This window comes from Streptococcus mitis (assembly GCF_946188615.1).
GTDB classification, from domain to species: Bacteria; Bacillota; Bacilli; order Lactobacillales; family Streptococcaceae; genus Streptococcus; species Streptococcus mitis_BZ.
In genome coordinates, this window is sequence record NZ_CAMHVK010000001.1 from 116,662 (window position 1) to 132,879 (window position 16,218).

The window sequence follows — 16,218 nt, forward strand, 5'->3', positions numbered from 1 at the left end:
CTTTCAAATAGTTAGTTAATAATAGTAATAATAGGTGTCTTTATGTGAATCTATTTTATTCATTACAACTCCGAGTAATCTAGCTCCTACGTGATCTAATCGTCGTTTTGCTTCTACCACTTGACGCCGTTTTGAGTTCTTGATGTCTACTACCAGAAGGGTGGCATCAGCAATACTGGCTAAAACTTGAGCATCCGTTGCTGCCAGCAAGGGAGGTGTATCGATAATGACATAGTCATAAAAATCTTCAAATGCTCTTAGTGTTTCTTCCATAGAAGAACTGGCTAACATCTCAGATGGATTAGGCGGAACAGGCCCTGAGGTCAGTACATCTAAATTCACATCATTTATCGTTAGATGATTAATGGAATCTACACCAGATCTTTTTAATAAGAAGGTGCTGAGACCCTCGGTATTACTTACCTCTGTTAATTTATGTTGGGTTGGTTTACGCATATCTGCGTCTATGATAATCACTTTTTTGCCTTGTTGAGCCAATGAGGCAGCAAGATTGATACTGACTTCACTCTTTCCTTCGTTAGGATTGGCACTTGTTATGACAATCAATTTGATATTTTTACCGAATTCTGAGAACTGAAGATTACTCCTTAAAGTTCTAAAGGACTCAGCTACGATGGATTTACTGTTATGAATAACTTCGATATGCATGTCACTCACCTTTTCTCTTTCTCTCTATAGTCGGAATCATCCCGAGAACAGGTGTTCCCACTAACTCTTCCAAGTCTTCGTAAGAATCAATCGAATCACTCAATACATATTTGATGAAAATAACATTAAATCCTACAAAAGAAAATACTAGAATAGATACAAGAAGATTCTTCCATAGAACGGGATAAACTGGAGAATTACTACCCAGTGCTTCCGTGACAACTGATAAGTTATCCCGTCCCAATCGATCTGCTGTAAATTTTTTATACTGAATGACATACTCTTTTATGTAACGATCAGCTAAATCTCTATCTAGGGCCCTTACGGTTACTGTGACTAGCTGAGAACCTGAGTCATTTGTTAATCTAACCGATTTGATTTTTGAAATTTCATCTGGTGACAAGTCTAAAGCTTTGTTCGTCTCTTCTTTAACAGGAGGTAAATCTGCTATTTCTAGATAAGTTTTAGTTTGTCTTTGAAAGAGATTGAGAGCTTCAATTGTCTGCGCATCAGTGTTTTGACCTGAAGCATTTTTCATTATGAGCTTGGATTGAAGACTATAAACAGGTGAGATGATAAAAACAGTATATAATCCAACTGTTGCAGTTCCTATTAATGTAAAAAGGATTAGAAATAGAAATTTACTCTTGATCAAAGTAAAAATCCTATTGATGTTTTTATTGAAAATTGTCATATTTTTCCCCAACTTACTTTTGCATCTTACTTATCTAGAACCATGTCCGGTAAAAATCACTTTAATAGTTTTAAATAAAATAAGTGAATCCAATTGAAAACATTCATGTTCAATATAGTACTTGTCATATTTTAATTTTTCATACGGAGTTAAATCGTAACCACCATTGACTTGTGCCCAGCCTGTAATTCCTGGAGGAATGGCCAAACGATCATTAAAATCTGGAATATAGTTTAAAAATTCACTAACAAATTCTGGTCTTTCCGGCCGAGGACCTATAAAAGACATCTCCCCTTTAATGATATTAATGATTTGTGGAAATTCATCAATTCGGGTTCTTCGAATAAATTTCCCAACTTTGGTAATCCGATGATCGTTCTTAATCGCCCATTGATGCCCATTCTTCTCTGCATCTAGATACATGGAACGGAGTTTATACATCATAAATTTTCGTCCATTCAATCCAACTCGTTCTTGTACGTAAATGGGATTGCCACTTGATTCTAGAACAATAAAAAAGCAAGCAATGAGACAAATGGGGATTATTAAAATCAATAATAATATAGAAATCAGAAGACCGATCATTCTCTTAAATTTTCTATACATCATAATCTTCCTCCTGAACAATACACATATATTAGTGTGTATTTATATATATATATATTAACTTGAGTTAAAAATACAGGATAATTATATATATAATTGTTATGTATAAATTGGATTTTAGTATACCATAAAATGATAGAAATCTCAAAATGAAACTGGAAAAATTAAACAATAATTGTTTTTTTAGTATTTTTGTTCGATATTATCAACTTAGGATTTACTACAAATAACTTTTGTGCTTGGTCCATCATCTACACCAAAAATAATGTGAGAATGGATACCAATCATGTCATACTTCCTTATATAATATAGTTTTAGTTGCTGTAATAAATAACTTAACGTTGATATATGTATTTCGAACAACTTATAAATATTGGTTTATACAGTTTTTTCCTAATGTAATTATACTACGAAACCTTAAATTAAGCTAGTCATAATTTAAACTCTCATAAGATTTTAAAAGTTATCCAGCATAATAAAAAATATATGCATAAGTAAATTCTTTTTTCTATTAAATCTGTAGAGAATGATACTGACTATTTAAAAAACAACACCTACCATGGCATTCCCACGGTAGGTGTTACTTATATCAATAATCGTTCTAAAAATGGTTTGAGGCAGTTGAGGAGAATTCCTTCTATCCAGCTTTCTTGGGCTGAGGATAGATGTTCTGCCTGTAGGCTTTCTTTTAGAAAATCTCGGACTTGTTCTGGTGAGATCTCAAATTCAAAAGCTTTCATTTTATAGAAAAAGTCGATGAGATGATCTGACAGGTATTGGGTTGAAAAGGGTACTTCACCACTTTTTCGATGTTCTAATAAGAGCCTAGAAAATCGGGCTTTTTCTTCAGGAAGCTCACGAAAATAGGAATTGAGGAGCCAGGTCTGCTTCTGCTTTCTTTCAATTGGATCCTGACTCGCAATTCGTTGATCTTTTTCCAACTCTTTTTGGTATTGCTTGGCCTTAATAGCCCGTTCTGTTCGATTTTTACCAAAAAGAATTTTCTCCCACTTGCGTTCTTCTTGAGTTAGGGTTTCTGTAAAGCCAAAATAATCTTGGTAGGCACGCTCTGCTGGTCCCATGGCTAGGACCAGATTGTCTGCATATTGCTTGGCGATTTTATCCCTCTTCTTGCGCTCTTTCTCTGCTTGGATACGGAGTTCTTGTTCGTAGTCAATTTTCTCCTTTCCTAGCTTGACAAGGTAGAGTTGATCATCCGGTTTTCCAAGTAAAAAGGGTTTGATACATTTTTCAAGAACTTCCTCCATACGAGCTTTCTTCTTGGGTTCTGCCTTGGTCCAACTTCCTCCTTGAAAGACTTCTAGGAAAAGCTGGTAGTCTCTCTCAGGTGCAAATTGATTACCGCGATTGGGTTTGAAAACACCTTTTTCCCAGAGCCATTTTAGAAGTCGCTCGTCAAAGTCACTTTTATTGACCTTGATTTTTTCCTTTTTCTGGGCTTTTCTGGTAAGATTTTCAACCTTTTTGAGTAGTTTTTCTTCCTCTTCCAATTGCTGGTCAAGGGACAATCGATGAAAATGACGAACACAGTCGCTACCGATTGGAAAGAGGCGTTGGCCTGTGACACCGTTAAAGAGTTCATAAGCGTATTTGATGGCATTCCCACAGACACAATTACTACGGCCGATACCGTTAAAAATCAAGGAAACTTCATTCCATTCCTTGGTAGCTTGTTCCCAAGTATCGGCTTTTGAAGACTGTAAAACCGCATCGTGCAGGGATTTTCTAACTGGAAGTGTCATGAGGTCTCCTTTCTAGATTATACTTTTACAACTTGAACCTCGTCTTTACCGAGTAAAATCAAGTATTTCTCAATATTTTCAATCGAATAGGCTCGTGATAAAGCCTCTCCATAAAGGGCTAATTGACCACGATAGCGGTCTATGAGTTGACTTGGCTCGTCATAGCGGTCTGTCTTGTAGTCGAACAGAACGATTCTATCCTCATAAAGTAGATAGCCATCCAAGATTCCACGGACAACGAAGTCTTCCTGACTCTGGTGGTCTCGTTTGAGCATGGAGAAAGGTTGCTCGCGATAAAGATGGTTGGTATTAGCGAGAATTTCCTGACCGAGTTCTGTGTCAAAGAATGCAAGGATTTTAGCAAGATTGATCTTGTCTTTGACAGTTTGGCTTGTTTGAACTTGTTTGAGAGTTTCTGTCAGGCTAGCAAGGGTTGGTCGCTGACTGAGGTCAATTCTCTGCATGAGTTCGTGGGTAGCACTACCAATCTCAGCTCCTGTTACCTTTTCCTTGGTTGAAAAATCCGGCAAATCAAAGCTAATTTTCTTGTCTACTGACGGGACTTGACCAGCAATCTCAACACCTTCCATATCCATAACTGGTTCGTAGAATTTTTTAATTTGACTTGGGGTTTGAACACTTGGCAATTCAATAGCTGCGCGGTGAAGAGTATTATATACTTCCACTTCTTTCAGCATTTCAAGAGCTTCTTTGATGGTTTCTGACTGGCGATTGTTTGTTTGGGAGCTATCTTGGAGAGGGCTTTTGTTTTCCAACTGACCAATAGCTTCTCTAGTCAGCTGCTCTTCACCAACAAAACGATAGCTAAAGTTGAGATGATCCTTGGCAAATACTTTACTGATAGCCCACATCCAATCTTGGAAATTCCTTGCTTGAAGTCTAGTGTTGATATTTAGTTTTCCATTTTTAGCTGCTGGGTATTCCTTGGCTTCCAGTTTTTCACGAGAACCTTTACCGACAAGATAGAGCTTTTTCTCAGCCCGTGTCATGGCAACATACAGCAGACGCATCTGCTCTGAATAGCTTGCCAGCTGTAATTCCTCTTCGTTCTGTCTATAGGTCAGACTAGGAATGGAGAGTTTGATGGTTTTAGGATAGTGGGCTTCTACTGCTCCTGTCTCCATCTTGGCGATATATTTGACCCCAAGACCATTCTGACGACTGAGAATGACTTCTGACATCGAGTCTTGCTTGTTGAAATCTTGGTCCATATTGAGGATAAAGACATAAGGAAACTCTAAACCTTTACTCTTATGGATGGTCATGAGCTCTACTGCATCTTTGGGCGGTGCGACGGCCACGCTTGCAAGATCGTGCTGGGCTTCCAAGACTTGGTTAATCATACCAATAAAACGAGACAACCCCTTGAAATTGCTCTTTTCAAATTGATCTGCTCTCAAAGCTAGGGCATAGAGATTGGCCTGTCTAGCAGGACCATTTGGCAAAGCTCCTACATAATCATAATAAAATCGGTCATTGTAAATCTTCCAAATCAGGTCATAGAGGGAGTGGGTTTTGGCATACAAGCGCCATGAAGCCAAGATATCCATGAATTGGTTTAGTTTCTCAGCTAGGGCCGTGTGAATCAATCCTTTTTTGCTGCTTGCCAGTTTTTGAGCATTTACTAGTTTCTCATAGAGATTTTCTTGGACTTTATCCTCCGCTTTCTGAAGAGATAAACGTGCTAACTCGTCCTCATCAAATCCAAACATAGGAGACTTCATAAGGGCAACCAAGGCGTAGTCTTGCAGGGGATTGTGAATGACACGAAGGGTGTCTAGCATGACTTGCACTTCTAGGGATTGGAGATAATTGTTTTGTTCTCCGTCAGTTTTGACAGGAATTCCGTACTCAGACAGGGCAAGTAGAATTTGATCATTACGACTACGACTAGAGGTCAAAAGGGCAATTTCTTTAAAGGCAACACCTCTTTCCTGATGAAGTTTCAGGATCTCCTTGATGACTAAGCGCATCTCACCAGTGAGTTTCGTTTCTGCTTGGCTCTCTTCTTCCTCACCTGTGTCGTCCTTGTCGTAGAGGAGAAATTCTGCCTTGTTGTCAGGATTTGGAGTCAGTTTGGTATTGGCAAAAACAAGCTGGTGCATGTTATCATAGTTGATTTCTCCGACCTCTTGGTCCATGAGACGTTCAAAGACATCATTGGTTGCTGACAGCACTTCTGAACTGCTACGGAAATTTTCCTTGAGGAGAATTAATTTACCCTCTTTAGGATTCTGCGCATAGCGTTGGAATTTTTCATTGAAAATCTGGGGATCTGCCTGACGGAAACGATAGATAGACTGCTTGATATCTCCCACCATAAAGCGATTGTGGCCATTAGACAGCAATTCTAGCATCCGTTCTTGAATATGGTTGGTATCCTGATACTCATCGACCATGACTTCATGGAAGCGCTCCTGATAAGCCTCACGGACTTGCGGAAAATTCTCTAAAATCTCAATTGTATAATGGCTGATATCAGCGAATTCAAAGGCATTTTCCTGGCGTTTGCGTTCACGATAAGCTTCCACAAAATCACTCATGAAAGACTGGAAGGTTTTAGCTAGCTCCCAAGTGTCTCCATGATAACGTTCTTGATAGTCGAGAATGGTTATCTGGTCTGACAGTTGTCCTAATTTAGCAAACTGGGTCTTTCTCTCTTCATTGTAGGCATCGACCAGTGGTTTCAAATCAGCCTTGCGACTGGCATTTGTCAGAGCCCGACCATTTTTCTCTTTCGAAATTGCGACAACACGCGCAAGCACTGCTTGATAAGCCTGACTATCGGACTCTTGATTTAAGGAGCCAATTTCATCCAGAATCAACTGAACATTTTCTAAATAAGCAGCCTTTGGAAACTCCTTGGCATCATTATCCAGATGATAACGGAAAAAGCTTTCCAAGTCCCAAAGTGATTGTTTGATTTGATCAGTCAGTTTTTCTTTTTCACTGGTAAAATCAGCTTTTTCAAAGCCTTTTAAGAAAGATTCACTCAGCCACTTTTGAGGATTGCTGGTGGATTGGAGGAAGTCATAAATTTTGTAAACTTGCTGGCGCAGCCCCCGTTCATCTTTCCCACGTCCAGCAAAGTTTTTCAGCAAATGACTAAACTTTTCTTTCTGTTTCCCTTGGTAATGGGCTTCAAAGACCTCATGGAAAACTTCATTTTTTAGAATGAGTTGCTCGCTTTGATTTTGTAAAATACGGAAATTAGGCGCAATGTCAATTAGATAACCGTGTTTGCCAAGGAACTTTTGTGTAAATGAGTCCATGGTACCAATAGCCGCGTTGGGTAGGTTTGCCAACTGCCGGCCCAAGTGTTGTTTGAGGTCAACATCACTACTTTCTTGGATTTGTTGGCTGATGTTTTTCTCCAAACGTTCCTTAAGCTCAGTTGCTGCCTTAACGGTAAAGGTTGAGATGAAGAGCTGAGAAATTTCGACACCACGAGCTAACTGATCCAGAATACGCTCTGCCATGACAAAGGTCTTTCCAGAACCAGCAGACGCTGAGACAAGGATATTTTGCCCAGAAGTGTAGATGGCTTCGATTTGCTCGGCAGTTTTCTTTTGTTCCTTGCTCGAATTTGCTTCTGCATCTTGCAGTTTTTGAATTTCCTCCTCAGTTAAAAAGGGAATAGGCTTCATCGATTCAACTCCTCTCTTATTTTTTCAAACCATGCTTGCTTAAGTTTTTCTCCGACTAGACGCTTGCCATCAGTTAAGTCCAACTTTTCTAGAAAACGGGCTTGGCCTAAGTGGTAATTGGCTTCAAAGCCTGTGATGGCTTGATGTTGCTGAACATACGGTGCAATACTTCTGCCATTTTCAGTATAAGGGTTAATGGCGAACTGACCTTCTAAAATCTTCTCAGCTGCTTTCTTGTAAAGTTGGGCATTGTAGTCCAGTAGGAGCTGAAATTCCTCATCCGTCAGCTGATTGGCCTTGTTTTTATTGTAAAAATCGCCCAAATGACTGCTTTCTTTTTCTAAAAAGAGGCCTTGGTATTTCATAGACTTGCTGGCTTCTACCACTGCACCAGCCAGACTTTTAACGGCCATCAGAGATTGGACGGGCTCAGCCATTTCCAAGTACATGGCACCAAAAAAGTTCTGCTCCCCTTCTCTTTTTAACGCAGCTAGATAGGTTGGCAACTGGGAATTGAGCCCATTAAAGAAATGAGGAAACTGGAACTGAGTCAGACTGGATTTGTAGTCTACTACTCCGATCGCTCCATCAGCTTTCAAACGGTCAATCCGGTCAACCTTTCCTCGTACAAAGACACTGCGTCCATTGTCCAATTGAATAAAAGCCTGCTCTTTTCCACCAAAATTTGCTTCTTCTTTGATGGTTTCGATGGCTGGATTGTGTCGGAGAATATGTCCAGTTGTGCGAGCTACATCAAGTAGAACTTCCTTGGTAAACTGGGCTTCTAAACTTTCTTGATAAATAGCCTCAAATTCGCGTTCCTGACTGGTTTCTTGAATAGCTTGTTCTAGACGGTTGTCAAAGGAATCTTCGTCAGGCAACTGCAAGGCGCGTTCAAAAATGCGGTGCAAGAAATTTCCGTGACTGCGGGCATCAGGACGCAGGCGTAATTCTTCTTGCAAGCCTAAAACGTAGCGAAGAAAATAACTGTATTGGTTCCGGTAAAACTCTGTCAAACCAGAGGTAGAAAGGTAAAATTCCTGTTCAGCAGGATAGAGAGCTTGTAAGGTATCCTTGGCTAAGGGCTTGCTACTCGGGCTGCTTGGGAGGGCTGGATTTTCCAAACCTTGCTGGTCTAGTTTTTTACCTATGACACGCGCCAGAACCTTAACAAAGGTCAAATCTTGCTCAGTCTCACTCATCTCGCCCTGCTGGTGATAGGCAACCAGACTGGACAAAAGACTGTGATAGGACCCCATATCCTCCTTAGACAGCCCTTTGTGATTCATCCTCTTTTCTCTTCGGCTAAATCCAAAACTCACCAACTCTTGAAGATAGGCAGATTCCTTACTTTCACTTTCGTTAAAAAGGCTTGGAGCCGACAAGACCAACTGCTTACGAGCAGAATTGACCAAGGAAAGCATAGTATAGCGATTTTTCTTGAGGTTTTCACTGCTGGCAATCAGTAATTGCGCTCCCTCTTCAGTCGTTTGGTTTAGGTTTTGCCTTTCTTCATCTGTCAAAAGGCTGGTATTCTGCGCGATTTTTGGTAAATTGTCCTGAGTTAGCCCAATGGCATAGACAAAGTCAGCCGTTAAGGGCGCAATCAAATCGTAACTCTGCACCAGAACGGTGTCCACTGTTGCTGGAATGGTGCGATACTGAGATAGACTCATCCCAGAATGGAGCAAGGCTAGGAAGTCTTCTAGACTAACCTGTGAACCAGCAAAAACGGTCGCAAATTGTTCTAAAACATGACAGAAAGCCTTCCAAACTTCGGCTTGTCTTTCCTGTTCTACAGCTTCCATAGTGGCTGTCAAATCTTGTAACTGCTTGGTCACAGCTCCTTCTTTTAGAAAAGAGTTCCACTTTTGCAAGAGATTTTCAGCCTTCTGTTTTCGGCTTGCAAAAAGAGTCTCAAGAGGTGTTAAAATACGCAGACGAAGAGCATTTAAACGTTCCAGATTAAATTTTCCATGGTGGGATTTGGTAAAGGTTTGCTGAAAGGCTGGCAAGCCATTGATACCAAGATAGCGGATATATTGCTCAAAAGCATCAATATCAGCTTGTCTAAGGTCGGTATACAAACCTGTTCTGAGGATATTAATCAAATCTTCCTGACGGAAACGATAACGTTTTAAAGCCAAAATAGACTCAACAAACTGTGTCAAGGGATGATGCGCCATGGATTCGCTTCTACCAAGATAGAAAGGAATCTGATACTGGTCAAAAATGGTTTTCAGCGATAATTGATAAGAAGCTACATCTCCCAAGAGAATACGAAAATGCTTGTAACTCAGATTTGAGTTCTCGTGTAATTTCTGACGAATGCTACGGGCTACCAATTCCAACTCTTCTTTTTGCGTCAAACAAGACCAGATTTGCAGATTTTCGCGGTCCTTCTCATCGATCTCCAAAGTGAGGTCTGAGAAGTCATAAGAAGACTCTAGCAAACGAGAGGCCTTGTCAAAACTATCAATCTTCTCATGAGTTTGAGAATAATCCTGAGCAGGTGTTTGGTATTTAGAGGCTAGATGATGGAGAAACTCCACACTGGCTTGGTAGAGATTGCCCTCGCTAAAAGGGCTAGTATAGGCTTTCTTGCTCGCATAAGCCCCGATGACAATCTCAACACCCTTGCCATGAAGTAATTCCACAATTCGCTCTTCCTCGGCAGAAAAACGGGTAAATCCATCAATGACAAGGGCAATTTGAGTAAAATCACTACTTACCTTGTCATTCTCAATAGCCTCAATCAAATGGGACAACTGACTGCCCTGAGCCAACTGGCCTTGATTGAGATAGGCGGTTACTTTCTCAAAAATCAAGAGTAAATCTGCTCGCTTGTCCTCATCCGTCAAACTTTCCAAGTCTAAAAAACTCATCTGAGCAGTCGTCATCTCGTGATAAAGCTCAATCAACTGCTGGATAAACTGAGGATCCTGCTTAATCGCACCATAAACACGTAAGTCCTTAGGATCGAGTTCGGCAAGGCACTTGTAAAAGGCCATACCAAGACCGATATCATCAAGACTGGTCTTAGCTGGCAAGTCATTCAAGACCAGGTAACGAGCCATTTGAGCAAATCGCGTGACGGTAATCGCAAAAGAAGCCTGCTGGGACAAGCATTCCAGCACGGCGCGTTCCTTTTCAAAAGAAAGAGAGTTGGGGGCAATGTAGAAGACCCGCTTACCCGCGGCAACTAGCTCCTCCGCCTCTCTGGTTAGGATTTCTGTCAAAGAAGTCCGAATATCAGTATAAAGTAATTTCATCTCAGCCTCGTTTGGTTTATCAAAGTTTCTTACTCTATTATAGCAAAGTTCGCTTCACAGTCCAAATCCAAAATTCTTGTTGATAATCATTTAACTAGCAAATCAATCATACTTCATCATCCACTTTCATATGATGAAAGATATAGAGGAAAAAGTCTTTAGAAACTTCAAAATGTCCATAACGAAGTCGAGAAGTATAGTCTCTCCATTCAAGATGCTGTCTAGCTATTTCTATGGAACAATCTTTGACTGGTAGATAATACTCGACATTTCGTCTAAAGGGAAAGAATCCTTCAAATTGCTCTACTTGATAGGCTTTGTCATCTATAATTTTACCTACGGCCACAAAAGCCTGTAACTTATCTTGACCATTCATATCGTATTTTGGACTATAGTATAAAAGATAGTCACCTTTTTTCATACGATTTAAGGGGCCGCCCTTTCCATGACAGACCTGACAAAAATTTCCCTCAACTCCTCTTAAAACATGGTTCTTTGAAACAACTCCGACCCAATATCTAGGCATTTTTATCCTCCAACTCTACTAAAAAGCGATTAAAAACTTCTCTATCGTTAGATAGTTTTTCAAAAAATTCTTCATCAACACCTTCTACTAAAGGTAAAGCTTGATTGACCTTCTCCGCACCAGAATTCGTCACTGAGACAAGTTTTGCCCGACTATCCTTTGGGTGTTGATCGCGTCTAATGTAGTCTTTCTTCTCCAGTAGTCTAACAATCTGGGAAACCGTCATGACATCCATACCAGTGAACCGAGCGATATCAACTTGCGTTACATATTCCTCTCTATTAGACAAAAACAAGAGCGAAGTTAAAACGATAAATTGGGGCAAAGTGAGGCCAACTGATTTCAAGACTCTTTTCAAATTGCTTTCCCACTTGTTGTAGACTTTGATGAAAAGAAGACCTGTAGACTCTGTTTCATCATTTTTGTAAATTGAATTAAAGTGATACTTTGACATTATTTCTCCTTAAATATTAAGTGTACATATTATATAAGATTTTATTTTCTTTTTCAAGAAAAAGAAAGTCGAATGTTACTATTCTGTCAGACATTTCATAGTCTATATGCTATAATAATACCAAAAGATAAAGAAGGAAGTCTTATGATTAAACTACTAGCCTTGGATATGGACGGAACTCTCCTCAATGAAGCCAAGGAAATCCCACAAGCTCACATTACTGCTATTCACCAAGCTATTGAAAAAGGTGTCAAACTTGTTCTCTGTACGGGTCGCCCGCTTTTCGGTGTCCTCCCCTACTACAAAAAACTGGGGCTTGACCTCCAGAATGAGTATGTCATTGTTAACAACGGTTGTTCAACTCACCAGACAAGTGACTGGGGACTAGTTGACTGGCAAGAACTTAGTCCAGCAGACATCGAATACCTCTATGACCTAGCTGAAAAAAGTGATGTTCAGTTGACTCTTTTTGATGAGGAACATTATTTTGTCCTCGGTGGCAAGCCCAATCAAGTCATCCAAAATGATGCCAACTTAGTCTTTTCAGATTTGACTGAAATTTCTCTTGAGGAAGCGACTAGTGGCAAGTACCGTATGTTCCAAGGGATGTTTTTGGGGACAGAGAGCCAAACGGACGATTTTGAGAAGCGTTTTGCTGGGGAACTCTGTCAACGATTTAGTGGAGTTCGTTCACAGCCTGTCATTTATGAAGCTATGCCACTTGGTACGACAAAGGCTACTGCTCTTTCTCGACTAGCAGATATTTTGAAGATTGATTCCTCAGAAATCATGGCCATGGGCGATGCTAATAATGATATCGAAATGCTCCAGTTTGCAGGACTTGGCATTGCAATGGGAAATGCCAGCGATTATGTCAAATCTCTTGCGGATGCCGTTACAGCCAGCAACGAAGAAGACGGCGTTGCGCGTGCCATTGAGAAATATATTTTATAATTAAGAAGCCCAGTTCATGCCAACTGGGTTTTGATATTTAAGAATTCCTAAAACTTTAGAAACTCTTTAGAAATGCTTGAGCTTTCTTTGATTTCTATGCTTTATACTAAAGTTAACAAAATAAATCAAAAGGAGAGAATCATGAAAACAGTACTCGACATTCATGGATTGTCCAAAAACTTTGACAAACAAGCTATCCTTCAGGATCTTCATCTAACGATAAGAGAGGGAGATATTTATGGACTTATTGGGAAAAACGGAGCTGGGAAAACTACCTTGATAAAAATCATTACGCAACTACTATTTGCGGATAAGGGAACTGTTTCCCTCTTCTCTAGCCAAACGGAAAATGAGTGGACCAAGGCTCTATCTCGAGTAGGTTCAGTAATCGAATCACCTGTAGCCCATAATCACTTAACAGCCTACCAAAATCTGAAATATTACTGTATGATTCGTCATATTCCAAATGCTGATCAAGTCATTAGAGAAACGCTGGATTATGTAGGTTTGCCAGATACAGGTAAGAAAGTCTTTCGTGATTTCTCGCTAGGAATGAAACAAAGACTTGGTATCGCCATTGCCCTTCTATCTAAACCAGACCTCCTGATATTAGATGAACCTATCAACGGTCTCGACCCAATAGGTATCAAAGAATTTCGTCTGATGATTCAACGCCTCAATCAAGAAAAAGGAATCACCATTCTCATCTCTAGCCATATCTTGTCAGAACTCTATCTCCTAGCAAATCGCTTTGGTATTTTAGATCAAGGCAAGATTATCCGTGAAATCAGCAAAGCTGAATTTGAAACACTAAGTGAGGATTATATTGTTCTTAAGACAGCTGACCAAGAGAAAGCTTGTCAAGTATTGAAAGAACAAATCCAGCTCCAGTTCAAGGTTGTTAATCCAGAAAATGAAATTCACATCTTTGGTCAGGAACAAGATGTCAAACAGATTCTCAAGGAATTAACCTTGGCAGATGTTGACATTGACGAGATTTACTATGCCCGTCAAAACCTAGAAGAATACTTCACTCAATTGGTCCAATAGGAGGAAAATCATGATACATACCATTCAAGCAGACTTTTACCGTCTTTTCCGTTCCAAAGGATTCTGGATTACAGAGTTCATTCTCTTTGTACTCATGTTAATGGGGGCTGTTTTTGGGGCTACTGGTCATCTAATGGCAATCCAGACAGAAGAGCCAGACATTCCAACCCATGGTTGGGACGGTGTACAAGCCCTGATCAACGCATCTAGTCAAGGTTCAAACCTCGTTTTTCTCTGCATAGTCCTAGCCTGCCTCGTTCTTGGAGTTGATTTAATCGGCAAACTCTATAAAAATAATTTAACAGTGGGTGTCTCTCGTACCGAGTTTTTTCTAGCGAAAGCCTTTGTATTGGCTTCTATTGCACTTTTGCAACTTATCATCAGTCTTGTGATTGCCTTTATTCCAGCAACTATCTTAAATGGATTTGGAACTATGCCTGATGGCTTTATTGGCAATCTATTGACAACCATTTTCCTTCAATTCCTTTGCCTCCTTGCTTGGCTTTCCATTGTTTCCTTCATTCTCTATGTTAGTCATTCTTATCTTGCTGTATTTATTGGTTATTTGGTCAGCTCTATCTTACTTTCTATGCCAATGCTTATCTTCCCAAGTATCAAAATTTTGCCATATTTATCATTGCAGTTTTTCTATGCTATGACTGCTAATAGTGAATCCATTTTCTATACACTTATAGTTAGCTTAGCTGTTATTGTAATCTTTAATCTAAGTGGACTGGCAGTTTTCAAAAAGAAAAGTTTATAAAAAATAACCTCCTCTAGCCTACAGAGGAGGTTTCTTTTTGTTAAAAGTAAATAAAAACTGACAACCATTGCCCATCTGTGCTTAGTTTCATCTCTGCACCGAGAAGATGGCATAATTCCTCAGTGATATAAAGGCCTAAACCAGAGGATTCTTCCGTATCAGATAGATTTTCAGAATAAAAACGGTTACTGAGATTTTCTATTTTTTTGATGGGCTGTTTAACAAGGTTTGCAATTTCTAAGACAAGCTGTTCCTTTTCCTTTCTCAAAGATAGACGTGCTTCTTCCTTGCCATGCTTGAGGATATTTCCAAGCAAATTTTGTAAAATACGATCCAGCAAGTCTTCATCAGTCCTCGTTTTTAAACCAGCTTCAACCTTAAAATCAAGCGTGATATTTGCCGCCTGAAAAACATCATAATAAGTCAGAGTTTTTTTGGTGATAAAAGCTGAAAGGTCCACTTCTTCCAGTTTCGGTTTGACAGCTCCTTCCATCAAACGACGGTATTCTAGGAGAGCCTCCAAACGTTTGGAAACTAAATCAAGATGCTGGGCGATTTTTTGTAAGGTTTCTGCTTTGTTTTCAGGAGATTTTATCAATTGTTGGGTGTAACCTGAAGCGATAGTCAAAGGTGTTCGAATATCATGGGCGATATTGCTGATGGCCATATCCAGAGTCTGTTTTTCCCTTTTCATCACCAATCGAGATTGTTCTACTTCCTGAAATAGATTTTCAATTTGCTGGTAGAGATGTAAAAAATGTTTGGAAAAAATGCTGACTCCGACTCTTTTCATACTACCTGTGAGAATCTTGTCTTCAATCTGTTGACTCAAGTTTTTAAGTGCTAGATGGTAGCGAATCAATGCAATCGATAAAATAATTAGGAGTACTAGTAGGACAAAAATTATCATGTAGGTCATTGCTTGTCTCCTTTTAATCTTACCCCAACTCCCCAGATGGTTTCAATATATTCTTGATTTGGGTCAAGCTGGTTTAATTTTTTTCGAAGATTACTCAAATGCGTATTGAGAGTATTATCTCCAGGTAGGTAGCTATCCTCCCAGACCAATTCATAAAGTTCTTCCTTGGTGAAAATTTTCTTAGGATGTTTGAGGAGAGTTTGGAGAATCAAGCATTCTTTCTTAGCAAGACGAATCGTTTCCTGACTATTTTTGATTTCAAAACTTTCGGCATCAAACTGGATATTTTTCAAGTTTTGTGGCAGATTTTCAGTTTTTACAATTTCTGCAGGCTGTTTTTCTGCACTTTGACGTAACTGAACAGTAACTCTTGCAAAGACTTCGTCCAAATCAAAAGGTTTGACTATGTAATCATTGGCACCGTCTAAGAGGTATTGACTGATTAACTTCTTATCGCTCAAAGCTGTTAGCATAATGACTGGAGTTTGACTTTGTTCCCTGATGGCTTTTAAAACCTGATCCCCATTTTTCCCAGGAAGCATGATATCTAGCAAAACGAGGTCAATCCCACCTTGGTCAAAACGCATGATTCCTTCTGTACCGGAAAAGGCTTGAATCACCTCATGCTCCTCAGTAAGAAGTGTTCGCAAAATCTCTTGAATGTCACTATTGTCTTCAATAACCAATATCCTAGCCATAAATACCAACCTTTCTGCAACTATTATAGCATGTTTTATTGATAAATCTTAAACAGAAAAGCTCCTCGCATCAAAGCGCGAGAAAGCCTTAGAGGGTTAAAATATAAAATCCACTTGCTAGATGACCTAGTATCTTATAGTTGCTAGTGAAAACTAATCTAGCAGAATGAATCTCTTATTTC

General features: G+C 39.6%; 13 protein-coding genes. 3 read left to right on the top strand and 10 right to left on the bottom strand.

Annotated elements, in window-relative coordinates; all coding sequences use genetic code 11:
* Nucleotides 1–15: 15 nt before the first annotated feature.
* From OCF95_RS00480 to OCF95_RS00515, 8 genes are all read right to left on the bottom strand, one after another.
* Entirely contained in the window at nucleotides 16–669 is a 654-nt protein-coding gene (locus OCF95_RS00480; RefSeq protein WP_261104593.1) for a CpsD/CapB family tyrosine-protein kinase, read from the bottom strand.
* 1 nt (nucleotide 670) lies between these two features.
* A complete protein-coding gene (locus OCF95_RS00485) occupies nucleotides 671–1,363 on the bottom strand; it encodes a YveK family protein (RefSeq protein ID WP_261104594.1) in 693 nt (230 codons plus the stop codon).
* Nucleotides 1,364–1,393: 30 nt separating this feature from the next.
* Nucleotides 1,394–1,972, bottom strand: a complete 579-nt coding sequence (locus tag OCF95_RS00490) for a sugar transferase (protein ID WP_261104595.1) — start codon at nucleotides 1,970–1,972, stop codon at nucleotides 1,394–1,396.
* A gap of 581 nt (nucleotides 1,973–2,553) precedes the next feature.
* Entirely contained in the window at nucleotides 2,554–3,732 is a 1,179-nt protein-coding gene (locus OCF95_RS00495) for a hypothetical protein (RefSeq protein WP_261104596.1), read from the bottom strand.
* Between the two features lie 17 nt (nucleotides 3,733–3,749).
* Complete coding sequence (addA, locus tag OCF95_RS00500; RefSeq protein ID WP_261104599.1) at nucleotides 3,750–7,400, bottom strand: helicase-exonuclease AddAB subunit AddA; 3,651 nt, start codon at nucleotides 7,398–7,400, stop codon at nucleotides 3,750–3,752.
* On the bottom strand, nucleotides 7,397–10,672 hold the full coding sequence (rexB, locus tag OCF95_RS00505; protein ID WP_261104601.1) for an ATP-dependent nuclease subunit B: 3,276 nt from the start codon (nucleotides 10,670–10,672) through the stop codon (nucleotides 7,397–7,399). Before rexB ends, addA begins: the two co-directional genes overlap by 4 nt.
* A gap of 106 nt (nucleotides 10,673–10,778) precedes the next feature.
* A complete protein-coding gene (locus OCF95_RS00510) occupies nucleotides 10,779–11,198 on the bottom strand; it encodes an EVE domain-containing protein (RefSeq protein WP_001138487.1) in 420 nt (139 codons plus the stop codon).
* A complete protein-coding gene (locus OCF95_RS00515) occupies nucleotides 11,191–11,652 on the bottom strand; it encodes a MarR family winged helix-turn-helix transcriptional regulator (RefSeq protein ID WP_000049667.1) in 462 nt (153 codons plus the stop codon). The genes OCF95_RS00510 and OCF95_RS00515 overlap by 8 nt, the downstream gene beginning before the upstream one ends.
* A 144-nt stretch (nucleotides 11,653–11,796) precedes the next feature.
* Here OCF95_RS00515 and OCF95_RS00520 point away from each other — a divergent pair, with 144 nt between their 5' ends.
* The 3 genes from OCF95_RS00520 to OCF95_RS00530 all read left to right on the top strand — a co-directional run bounded on the left by OCF95_RS00520 (nucleotide 11,797) and on the right by OCF95_RS00530 (nucleotide 14,419).
* A complete protein-coding gene (locus OCF95_RS00520; protein ID WP_000593590.1) occupies nucleotides 11,797–12,606 on the top strand; it encodes a Cof-type HAD-IIB family hydrolase in 810 nt (269 codons plus the stop codon).
* 141 nt (nucleotides 12,607–12,747) lie between these two features.
* The gene (locus OCF95_RS00525) at nucleotides 12,748–13,656 is read left to right on the top strand and encodes an ABC transporter ATP-binding protein (RefSeq protein WP_261104603.1); all 909 of its coding nucleotides are present in this window, start codon (nucleotides 12,748–12,750) and stop codon (nucleotides 13,654–13,656) included.
* A 10-nt stretch (nucleotides 13,657–13,666) separates the two neighbouring features.
* On the top strand, nucleotides 13,667–14,419 hold the full coding sequence (locus tag OCF95_RS00530; RefSeq protein WP_125411559.1) for an ABC transporter permease: 753 nt from the start codon (nucleotides 13,667–13,669) through the stop codon (nucleotides 14,417–14,419).
* A gap of 40 nt (nucleotides 14,420–14,459) precedes the next feature.
* Here the strand turns inward: OCF95_RS00530 and OCF95_RS00535 are convergent, their stop codons facing one another.
* Nucleotides 14,460–15,338, bottom strand: coding sequence for a sensor histidine kinase (locus tag OCF95_RS00535; RefSeq protein WP_261104606.1), 879 nt, complete (start codon nucleotides 15,336–15,338; stop codon nucleotides 14,460–14,462).
* A complete protein-coding gene (locus OCF95_RS00540; RefSeq protein WP_084953615.1) occupies nucleotides 15,335–16,036 on the bottom strand; it encodes a response regulator transcription factor in 702 nt (233 codons plus the stop codon). The genes OCF95_RS00535 and OCF95_RS00540 overlap by 4 nt, the downstream gene beginning before the upstream one ends.
* Between the last annotated feature and the right edge of the window lie 182 nt (nucleotides 16,037–16,218).

Coding starts and splice junctions, on each gene's coding strand:
- OCF95_RS00480 (WP_261104593.1), bottom strand. CDS start 669: ATGCATATCGAAGTTATTCATAACAGTAAATCCATCGTAGCTGAGTCC.
- OCF95_RS00485 (WP_261104594.1), bottom strand. CDS start 1,363: ATGACAATTTTCAATAAAAACATCAATAGGATTTTTACTTTGATCAAG.
- OCF95_RS00490 (WP_261104595.1), bottom strand. CDS start 1,972: ATGATGTATAGAAAATTTAAGAGAATGATCGGTCTTCTGATTTCTATA.
- OCF95_RS00495 (WP_261104596.1), bottom strand. CDS start 3,732: ATGACACTTCCAGTTAGAAAATCCCTGCACGATGCGGTTTTACAGTCT.
- addA (WP_261104599.1), bottom strand. CDS start 7,400: ATGAAGCCTATTCCCTTTTTAACTGAGGAGGAAATTCAAAAACTGCAA.
- rexB (WP_261104601.1), bottom strand. CDS start 10,672: ATGAAATTACTTTATACTGATATTCGGACTTCTTTGACAGAAATCCTA.
- OCF95_RS00510 (WP_001138487.1), bottom strand. CDS start 11,198: ATGCCTAGATATTGGGTCGGAGTTGTTTCAAAGAACCATGTTTTAAGA.
- OCF95_RS00515 (WP_000049667.1), bottom strand. CDS start 11,652: ATGTCAAAGTATCACTTTAATTCAATTTACAAAAATGATGAAACAGAG.
- OCF95_RS00520 (WP_000593590.1), top strand. CDS start 11,797: ATGATTAAACTACTAGCCTTGGATATGGACGGAACTCTCCTCAATGAA.
- OCF95_RS00525 (WP_261104603.1), top strand. CDS start 12,748: ATGAAAACAGTACTCGACATTCATGGATTGTCCAAAAACTTTGACAAA.
- OCF95_RS00530 (WP_125411559.1), top strand. CDS start 13,667: ATGATACATACCATTCAAGCAGACTTTTACCGTCTTTTCCGTTCCAAA.
- OCF95_RS00535 (WP_261104606.1), bottom strand. CDS start 15,338: ATGACCTACATGATAATTTTTGTCCTACTAGTACTCCTAATTATTTTA.
- OCF95_RS00540 (WP_084953615.1), bottom strand. CDS start 16,036: ATGGCTAGGATATTGGTTATTGAAGACAATAGTGACATTCAAGAGATT.